General features: G+C 54.7%; 9 protein-coding genes and 1 pseudogene. 7 read left to right on the top strand and 3 right to left on the bottom strand.

Annotation, left to right across the window (positions count from 1 at the left end; translation table 11 throughout):
• Window positions 1–9: 9 nt before the first annotated feature.
• Window positions 10–1,866, bottom strand: coding sequence for a signal peptide peptidase SppA (gene sppA / locus M6F29_RS03315; protein ID WP_298157512.1), 1,857 nt, complete (start codon window positions 1,864–1,866; stop codon window positions 10–12).
• Between the two features lie 2 nt (window positions 1,867–1,868).
• Window positions 1,869–2,306, bottom strand: coding sequence for a phosphate-starvation-inducible PsiE family protein (locus M6F29_RS03320; RefSeq protein ID WP_031595720.1), 438 nt, complete (start codon window positions 2,304–2,306; stop codon window positions 1,869–1,871).
• 185 nt (window positions 2,307–2,491) lie between these two features.
• Here M6F29_RS03320 and M6F29_RS03325 point away from each other — a divergent pair, with 185 nt between their 5' ends.
• From M6F29_RS03325 to M6F29_RS03335, 4 genes and pseudogenes are all read left to right on the top strand, one after another.
• A complete protein-coding gene (locus M6F29_RS03325) occupies window positions 2,492–3,010 on the top strand; it encodes a PAS domain-containing protein (protein ID WP_298157514.1) in 519 nt (172 codons plus the stop codon).
• 620 nt (window positions 3,011–3,630) lie between these two features.
• A pseudogene (locus M6F29_RS12510) lies at window positions 3,631–4,041 on the top strand (methyl-accepting chemotaxis protein); the annotation flags it as partial.
• 18 nt (window positions 4,042–4,059) lie between these two features.
• On the top strand, window positions 4,060–4,518 hold the full coding sequence (locus M6F29_RS12515) for a CZB domain-containing protein (protein ID WP_524537702.1): 459 nt from the start codon (window positions 4,060–4,062) through the stop codon (window positions 4,516–4,518).
• A gap of 59 nt (window positions 4,519–4,577) precedes the next feature.
• Window positions 4,578–6,431 (top strand): hypothetical protein, encoded by a 1,854-nt coding sequence (locus M6F29_RS03335; protein ID WP_298157516.1) that lies wholly within the window; start codon window positions 4,578–4,580, stop codon window positions 6,429–6,431.
• Between the two features lie 60 nt (window positions 6,432–6,491).
• Here M6F29_RS03335 and M6F29_RS03340 read toward each other — a convergent pair whose 3' ends face one another.
• Window positions 6,492–7,061 carry a YceI family protein gene (locus M6F29_RS03340; RefSeq protein WP_297456295.1) on the bottom strand — a complete coding sequence of 190 codons (570 nt, stop codon included), beginning with the start codon at window positions 7,059–7,061 and terminating at the stop codon, window positions 6,492–6,494.
• Between the two features lie 213 nt (window positions 7,062–7,274).
• Between M6F29_RS03340 and M6F29_RS03345 the strand changes: the two genes are divergently transcribed.
• The 3 genes from M6F29_RS03345 to M6F29_RS03355 all read left to right on the top strand — a co-directional run.
• Window positions 7,275–7,991: a helix-turn-helix domain-containing protein gene (locus M6F29_RS03345; protein ID WP_298157519.1), complete on the top strand. Its 717-nt coding sequence runs from the start codon at window positions 7,275–7,277 to the stop codon at window positions 7,989–7,991.
• 232 nt (window positions 7,992–8,223) lie between these two features.
• Complete coding sequence (locus M6F29_RS03350) at window positions 8,224–8,868, top strand: OmpW/AlkL family protein (RefSeq protein WP_297478463.1); 645 nt, start codon at window positions 8,224–8,226, stop codon at window positions 8,866–8,868.
• 210 nt (window positions 8,869–9,078) lie between these two features.
• On the top strand, window positions 9,079–9,710 hold a 632-nt coding region (locus M6F29_RS03355; RefSeq protein WP_298157522.1), incomplete at its 3' end, for a radical SAM protein.

Below are 9,710 nucleotides of genomic sequence, written 5' to 3' on the forward strand. Positions count from 1 at the left end.
GGACATGGCTCAGGGAACTTGACAGAAACAGTGCGTGAGGGGAACGAAAGAGGCGGTTCCTTTCAGCAGCGGGCTGACCAGGACTCCCAGGTCGGTCCGCATTTGGAAAGACGAGGCGAGGGGCAGGGCGGAGGTTCCTCGGGATAACCAGGCCACCAGAGGATTGGGCAACAGGCTTTGTCCGATCAGGTTGAGCCACCGTTGCCATGGACTGGGGTTGGGATCGTAATAGTGAACGGGGGCGTTTTCCGCGAGATGTGCCCGCAGACGGGCGCTTTTCAGGGCGTCCTGAAACAGGCCGAGATGATCGATCAGATGGTAGTCCAAGGCCTGCGTTCCGGTCCACACCCGGCCCTGGGCGACGGTATCGACGGCTTGGGGAGAAAGGTGGCGGGCGCTGGCAGTGCGCTGGATGAAGTCCTGGTAGAGGTGATTCACGCTGCTTTGCAGAATCTGGGTGAAGCGCGGATCGAGGGGGCGCAACAGGTTGTCGGCATCGCTCAGCCAGGTCGTGGTGACCCCCCCTGTATGAATGCCAGCCTTGTTCATGAGGCCATCGGCGGTGGGGATCAAGGCAAATACGCCGATGGAGCCCGTCACTGTATCCGGGTCGGCAATGACTTCATCGGCGGATAAGGACAGCCAGTACCCTCCGGAGGCCGCCAGATTGCCCATGGATACCACTACCGGCTTTCCCGCTGCCCGGGTGAGGGCCAGTTCGCGCCGAATCAGTTCCGAGGCATGGGCACTGCCCCCAGGTGAATCGACGCGCAGTACCACGGCCTTGACCTGTTCATCCTCCCGCGCCGTCCGGATCAATTCCGCAGTAGTGACCCCTCCAATCGTTCCGGCCGGCGCTTCCCCATCCTGTATCTCTCCCTCGGCGACGATCACGGCAACGCTATTGCCGCTTTTGGGATCAGGAAGCCGGGAGACATAATCATCCAGGGAAATCTGGCGAAAATCCTTGGCGTTGTCCTCCTCGTGACCATTTTTTTTCAGCAAATTGGTCAGTTCGTCGGGGGTAACCAGGGCATCGACCCAATGCTGGGCAAGCGCCAGTTTGGCGGCATTGCCTTGCATGGTGACGAGATCCTGGGGAAGGTGATCGATGGACTGGTCGATCATGCCGGCGGGTTGGTGACGCGCATTTTCGATGGAGCGATCAAAATCCGCCCAAAGTGCGTGGTAGAGGGTTTGATCCGCCTCCAGAGCGGCTGGCGATGGACCATTGGCTACAAAAGGTTCGCCGAAACTTTTGTAGGTGCCCACCCGGATCAGGTTGACCTTGATCCCGAGGCGATCGAGGGCATCACGGTAATAGTTGCGGTAATGTCCGAAACCCTGGAAGAGCACTTGCCCCAGGGGGTCGAGGTAGAGACGGTCGGCATGGGCCGCCAGAAAATATTGGCGTTGATCGTAGTGGTCTGCCCAGGCGATGACAGGTTTCCCGGTTTTTCTGAAACGGTCCAACGCGTGGGCAACTTCGTGCAGGATGGCGATTCCCGACACTTGAAGGCCATCGGTCTTGAGCAGCACGCGGTCGATGGCGGGATCCTGAGCCGCCGCATCCAGGGCTTCGAGAACGTCGCGCAACTCGATATCTCCAGAATCGTTCTGATGCAACAGGCTGGCACTCAGAAGGTTATCGGTGCGGGGGGCCGCCTGCTCTACCAGGTGAGCGTTCAGATCGATGACCAGAGTGGTTTTTGATTTGGGGGCCGGAATGCGATTGCTCAAATAGGTCGTCAGGCCGGCGGACAGGAGAATCACGAATACGAGGCTGACGCCCAATTGACCCAAGCCCATCAATCCACGCCAGATCCAGTACAGGGAACGTCCCAGCCAACGAAACGACGATGCCATGCTCACTCCTGGGGCGGTGGGAAAAAGAGGGAGGCGACCCGGGTGCCCACCAGAACGGCGATCAGCAGACTCAGCGCCAGAATGTCGCGCCATTCCAGGCTGTGGCTGTAGAGTCCTATGAACACATCGCGCAGCACGAAGACGATGGCGACTTCCGAAATGACGCGCAGACGCAAGCGGTGAAACTCCAGATAATCGGTAAAACTGCGAAACAGTTCGATCAGGACGAAGACGGACAGAATGGACTCCACCAGGGTTTGAATGGCGATTTCGTGGCGCAGGTTGCGCAGTGCGTCATAGAGGTCTACCAGAACGCTGAACAGAGCCACCCCCAAGGTGATCAGCATTACCATGATCAGGAACACGACGATGAGGTCGATCATGGAACCGTAAATTCTCAGGATGCGACCCTTGAAACCAAGAATATTTTTGAAGCGCATGGGACACTGACCCGGCAAGGATGGAAAGACACTTTCAAATCGCGTTCACGATGAGCGCTCAGGATAGCAGAAAATAATCAGGAAAATCTGCTCTGATCCGGCGTTTGTATCAAAAAGACCGTGCTAGAATTCACACGGACTGTACGCTCGACCCAGAATCTTTCATGCCAGCCAGAGGTTGATTCATGAAAAACAAATTATCGCCAACCCAGGTGGAAAAAGTCATGCGTGATAATGACTTTATCGTTTCGATGACCGACATCAAGGGACGCATTACCTACGGGAACCGGATCTTCATCGAGTTTTCCGGCTACACCTGGCAGGAACTGGTTGGCGTGCAGCATAACATCATTCGTCATCCGGATATGCCTCGATGCGTGTTCAAACTGCTGTGGGATGTCATTTCCGAAGGAAATGAATGCCACGCCTACGTTAAAAATCTGGCCAAGGACGGAAGTTTTTATTGGGTTTTTGCCAACGTTACCCCACTCTTTGATCCGTCAGGTCAAATCGAGGGATATTTTTCCGTGCGGCGAAAACCCAAGGCCGAAGGGGTCAAGGTGATGGCAGGCCTGTACCAGATGTTGCTGGATATCGAACGAAAGGCGGGCGCACGGGATGCCATCGATGCCTCCACTCAGGTTCTGTTGAAGATATTGGCGGATAAGGGAATGGGTTATGACGAGTTCGTTCTCTCGATCTGATCCTTTAAAAGTAAAAGCATTCTAAATTTTTGGGGATATCTCGGACCATGACCCACTCCTTGATTGGCAGGATGACCTTGATTTACTCGATACAGGCTGTCTTGATGGGCCTGATGGTGGTGTTGACGGCGGGCCTGGGGGTGGTTTCTCCCTGGTTGTGGGGATTCCTGCTCCCCATGTTGTTTTTGCCCTGGCTTTCGTTGCGCATTCTGACCCGATGGATGGGACCGCTCGACAAACTCAATGCGGTGGTGCGTGAGGCCGCCCAGGGACGTTTCAATAATCGTATCCTGGGGGTGGATGATAAGGGGGAACTGGGCGGGCTGTGCTGGAATATCAATGATATGCTCGACCAGTTGGGCGCGTTTTTTCGTGAGCAGGAAACGACCTTCCGGGCCAACCTCGAAGGTAAATACTACCGTACGACTCTTTCCACGGGGTTGCACGGGGGATTTCGAAAGGGATTGGAAAACCAGAATGTTTTGCTGGCTGCCATGGCAGATCAGAAGCGCCGCTCAATTTATCATGGGCTCATTTCGCGGGCTCACGACCTCAGTACGCGTAATTTGCTTCCGAACCTGGCCTCTACCCAGGAGGACATGCGCCTGATCACGGAGCGCATGCGCGCGGTTACGGACCAGGCCACCCAAACCTGTACCGATGCGGATGTCGGGAAGTCGCTCGTGGCGGAAGTCGTTCAGCGCCTGGATGATATAGCCCGTCGGGTGGATTCTGCCAACCAGACTTTATTGCAATTGAATTCACGCAGTACGGACATTCGTCAGGCAGTCGCACTCATCACCTCCATTGCCGATCAAACCAATCTGCTGGCGCTCAATGCGGCGATCGAAGCGGCTCGGGCGGGTGAGGCTGGGAGGGGGTTCGCGGTGGTGGCGGATGAAGTGAGAAAATTGGCCGAGAATACCAAACATGCTTCGAGGTCCATCGGCCAGATCATGGAAACATTGCAGCAGGAAACCCACGAGATGCAGGCGGATTCCGAAGAAATGCGTTCGAATGCGGTGCAATCGCTACAGGTCATCGGTCAGATGGCCGAGCGTTTCGCCTCCTTCAATGATTCCGCCAACAAGACATTGAGCGATGCAACCTACGCCCATGATTTGAGTTTTACTTCCTTGATCAAGGTGGACCACCTCATTTACAAACAACGGGCCTACGTCATGCTCAATCAGACTGAGGATCCAACGGCAGCCCAGGCGGTGGCGGTGGATCATCACCATTGCCGCCTGGGGCAGTGGTATGAAGGCATCGGCCAGAAAGACTTTGGTTCCCTCCAGTCTTTTCGCCTGTTGGAAACCCCGCATGCCAAAGTTCATGACAATGTTCATGAAGTTTGTCGTCTGATGACGGGTAAATGGTTGGAAGATCCCGATATCCATGACCGCATCATTCTGTTCATGGAAAAAGCCGAACAAGCCAGTCTGGATGTGATGAACTTGCTGGCCCGGATGGTGCGTGACAAACATCCCTCTATGGGACAGAACTGATCGGGATTCCGGAGCATGCCTCAATCTTTGGACCGGTCGGAATGAAAGTGGAGGCGGGTATGGCGGGGGTTTCCAAAGTTTGGCGTTTTTTTCGGGCGGGCGGGTTTGATCAGGTCAAGATCGAAACTGCCTCGGATTTGCTTGAACTCAGGCAATTGGACCAAAAGTTATGGGTTGCCTTGTCCTGTCCGGTCAAGGGACTGCAATTTGATGAACGCACACTGAATCTGATCGATACGGATCAGGATGGGCGCGTGCGGGCTCCTGAACTTTTGGCGGCCATCGACTGGGCGACGGATCGGCTGATTACCCCGGAAATTCTGGCAGAGTCCCCAGAGGGCCTGAGACTGAGCCATCTGCGCGAGGATGAGAAAGGCCGCGCACTGGCCGAACAGGCGCGTCAGTTGCTCGCGGATTTGGGCAAGACCGAGTCCGAGTCGCTGACGGTCGCTGATGTCGAGCAGGCACAGGTGCGTTTCACGGCCCGACTCCGAACGGCCTGGGAGGAGGCTTGCCCCGCCAACTTGCCGCTCGGTGAAAGAACTCCGGATGGGTACCTGATCCTGAGAAAGGTGGCAGATAAACTGGATGATTATTACTTGCGCTGTCGTATTCTGGCCTTTGAAGGAAGACAGAGTGGCGAGGTCGTCACGGAGGCGCAACATCAGGCGGTTTTCTCTTCATCCAGTGTGACCAGGGAGGCTTTGCTGGAATGGCCTCTGGCACCTATCGACAGTTCGGGGCGTCTGCCTCTGATCGAAGGAATCAATCCTGCCTGGGCAGAAGCCATGGCTTCTTTTCGGACCCAGGTGGTCGTTCCACTTCTGGGCGGGTGCGCCATGCTGAGTGAGCGTGAATGGGTACAACTCAAGGGTATCTTTGCGGAATTCGCGGCCTGGCAAGGGGCTTGTCCTGTGGAGATAGAGAATGAAACGGTTCGGGATCTGGAAAAACTGGTCCGACTGGTGCGAGACCTCATGATTCTGGCGAACAATTTCGTTTCGTTCAGGGCTTTTTATACGCGTACGGGTCAAGCCATTTTTCAAGCGGGAACGCTTTATCTGGACAGTCGCTCCTGTGAACTGTGTGTCACGGTGAATGACGCGGCCAGGCATGCAGTATTGGCCAATTTGTCGAATATTTGCCTGGTTTATTGCGATTGTGCGCGCGCTGGTCAGAAGATCACCATTGCGGCTGCTTTCACCGATGGAGATTCCGATCAGTTGCGGGTGGGGCGAAACGGTGTGTTCTATGATGCCAAAGGACAGGATTGGGATGCCACCATTACGCGTATCATCGAGCAACCCATCAGTCTGCGTCAGGCATTCTGGTCGCCTTACAAGAAGATGGTACGCACCATCAGCGATCAGTTCGAGAAATTTGCTTCCAGTAGAGCCAAGGCTGCCGATGATCTATGGGTTGGTTCTGCGGTCCCTGCGCTTCAAAAAGGGGCAGGAGGACCTTCTGCTGCGGCTCAGCAGGCTTTTGACGTGGGCAAGTTCGCGGGTATTTTTGCGGCCATCGGCATGGCGGTGGGGGCCATCGGCACTGCCCTGGCATCGGTGGCGGTCGGGTTGTTTTCCCTGGCGTTCTGGCAGATTCCGTTTGTTCTTCTGGGCGTTTTGCTCCTGATTTCCGGGCCATCCCTTCTGCTGGCATGGTTCAAGTTGCGTTCTCGTACCCTGGGTCCGATCCTCGATGCCAACGGGTGGGCGATCAATGCCCGGGCAAAAATCAACCTGCGCTTTGGGGCTTCCCTGACCCAACTGGCCCAACTCCCACCGAACGCGGAACGGACGCTGACCGATCCTTTTGCCGAGGAAGAACGTTCTGCCTGGATTTATGTGGTCTGGGGTGCAGTGGCCGTGATGGTCGTCGCTATGCTCTGGGCTGTACGGACGAGACCACATTGATTCATGAGGGTCTATTTTGAATCCCCCCTGGGGAGCCAACTCCAGGGGGGAATCTTGCCTTTATTTTTTGATTGCTTCAACGGAAACCGTGATGGTGACATCGTCACCCACGTAGGGCACGTATTTGCTCATGCCAAAGTCGGAACGTTTGACATGGGTTTCTGCATCGCCGCCACAGGCATCCTTGTGCAGGAGGGGGTGAAGCATGCACTTGAACGAAGTGATCTTGAGTGCCACTGGGTGACTGATGCCTTTCAAGGTCAGAATTCCATCGATTTCAGTGGGCGTATCCCCGGTGAATTTGACAGAATCTCCCTTGAAAGTGGCGGTGGGGAATTTCTCGGTATCCAGGAAATCGGCTTCCTGAATATGCTCGTTGAAATGATCGGAACCGGTACTCACAGAACGGGTATCGATCGTGATGTCGGCCGCACCTTTCCTGGCTACCGTATCCAGCATGATCGTTCCGGATACCTTGTCAAAGCGGCTCAACTGGGTGCTGAATCCGAGGTGGTTATAGGAGAAACGGGCAAAGGTGTGATGGGGGTCGGTGACATAGGTATCCATGGCCGCTTGAACGGATGCGGAAAGGGGGGCGAGCAGGGCGAGAATGAGTCGTGCTTTTTTCATGAATTGTCTCCTGAGGGTAGATAGTACGAATACGTACAATATAAAGGTTTGCAACCATCGATGCAAGTGTTTTGTGGTGGAAAGTCCAGGTGGATTCTGCGACAGGATGGCATAAAAGCTTTCCCTTTCAAAGAGCGGGAAGGGTACAATGACATAAGTCAAAATCCTGTGGTGGGTTTTCAATAATTTTTTGGATCAGGTGCTATTTCTCTTATGAATCTTCATGACTTGAAATCTGTATGCGGTCATTGCACCATCCGGGAGTTGTGTCTTCCCGCCGGGTTGAGCGATGAGGAGGTTCATCTGCTCGACCAGCATATGAATCATCGTCAGGCCGTGCCCAAGGGTGAATACCTTTACCGCGTCGGTGATCCTTTCCGTTCGCTCTTTGCCGTCAGTTCCGGTTTTTTCAAGACGGTATTGCTTCATGAGGATGGTCGGGGGCAGATCACCGGATTTCAGATGATGGGGGAGTTGCTGGGCTTGGAAGCCATTCATAGCGACCATCATGTCTGTGACGCCATCGCGCTGGAAGACAGTGCCGTGTGCGCCATTCCTTTTGACCAGTTTGAACAGTTGGGACAGGTCATGACCAACCTCCGGCACCGGTTCAACAAGGATTTGTCCCGGGAAATCGTCCGCGAACACCATGTCATGATGTTGCTGGGGAGCATGCGTTCAGAGGAGCGTCTGGCCAATTTTCTCATCGATCTGGCAGATCGCCATGCCGAGCGTCACCAGTCCTCCGTGGAAATGACCCTGCGCATGACGCGGGAGGACATTGGCAGTTACCTGGGGCTTAAACTGGAAACGGTCAGCCGTCTTCTTTCGCGCTTTCATGATGAAGGTGTGCTGGAAGTACGGGGGCGACGGGTGAGGATTCTTGATCGGGATGCCCTGGCATTGCGTAGGACTGAAACCCATAATTAGCGGGTTGGTGGATGGTCCTGGTCCGTGTTTCATTTCTTTTCATTGGTTGGCGGTTTGTTGTGTAAATGCAACAATCTTTCTCGAGATTGCGGCGATCCTGTAACCAACTGTTTCATTCAAGATTGATTTGCATCAGAATGCGTCCTTGTGTCCTGCGCTACCATGCGTCTGCAGGGCTTTAGGAACTGCATAAAAATTATGCCTGTCATACAACGTACTTAGGAGGGGAGTAATGAAATTTTCGACCAAAAAAACTCTGGTGGCGACCATCGCCTTGACCGCTTTGACCGGTCCATTCGTTGCGTCCAGCGCCTTTGCAGATGATGGTGAGCCCAGTCCCTGGCTCGTCCGGGTTCGGATGCTTCAGGTGGATACGCAACAGGGCAATGATGCAGGCGGCGGTATTGGTGCCGATTCGATCAAGGTGGCCAATCGTACCCAGCCGGAAGTTGATGTCTCCTACTTCATTACCCATAACATTTCTGCGGAGTTGGTGGCCTCCTATCCGCTGAGCCATCAGGTGCAATTGAATGGGAATTATATTGGTGGATTGCAGGAATTGCCGCCAATTTTGAATCTGCAATACCACTTCGATGGAATGGGCAAATTTGTTCCTTATGTGGGGGCGGGTGTGATGTACCTGCGGACCATGAACGTCTCGCTGCTGGGTGGTGCGGTTGGTCTGCAACAGAATAACTGGGGTGAGGATGTTCAGTTGGGCGCGGACTACAAACTGGACAACCACTGGTTGTTGAATGCGGATATCAAGAAAACCTGGGTTAGCGTGGGATTGGATTCCGCTGCTACCGGTGGTACGATTCTGCAACTCCATCCGGATCCCTACATTTTTGGTGTTGGGGTGGGCTACCGTTTCTAACTTGGTCGTCTAGCCGGCTTTCCCCCTCCGCCGGCGAACCTTCGCCACCGCGGCGTTGTTTTGCGGTGGCGCTTTCCTTGTCTGGCGGGGAATTACGGCTCGGTCAACCCGAGCCGTTTGCGTTTCTGCGGTTCCAGGGGCGACGCGGTAACGTGTCAAAAGTTGATTTCCGTCAATATATGGGAGATGAGCTGAGGGGATAATCACCCCATGGATCGCATTAAACCCAATTCCGAGACTTTCGTTACCCCCGAGTTGGTCGAGCGTTTCGACATTCCCGGGCCGCGCTACACCTCTTATCCGACGGCGGATCGTTTTCTGCCCGATGAGTGGGGGGCACATCTTGCCCATGCTTTGGGGAGTCGGGCAGGGACATCGGGTCATGCGCCGCTCTCCCTGTATGTTCATTTGCCTTTTTGCGCCTCGGTTTGCTACTACTGTGCCTGTAACAAGGTGATTACCAAGGACCATGGGAAGGTTTCGGAATATCTTCGTTATCTCGAACAGGAAATGGATCTGGTGGTTCCTCTGGTCGGTGCAGGTCATCGCCAGGTCGCCCAGTTACATCTGGGGGGGGGGTCTCCCACCTTCCTGGACGATGATGAACTGACCCAGTTGATGAGCCTGCTGGCTCAGCGCTTTGAACTGCTTCCCGACATGGAACGTTCCATCGAGATCGATCCGCGTACGGTTACGCCGAAAAGACTGGCGCATTTGCGTACCCTGGGTTTCAATCGGGTGAGTTTTGGCGTACAGGATTTCGATCCTCGTGTCCAGAAGGCCGTCCACCGGGTTCAGCCCTTCGAGCAGGTTCAGGCACTGGTGGAGGAAGTACGGCGTTT

Origin of the sequence: Ferrovum sp., assembly GCF_027317285.1 — a bacterium.
GTDB lineage: Bacteria > Pseudomonadota > Gammaproteobacteria > Burkholderiales > Ferrovaceae > Ferrovum.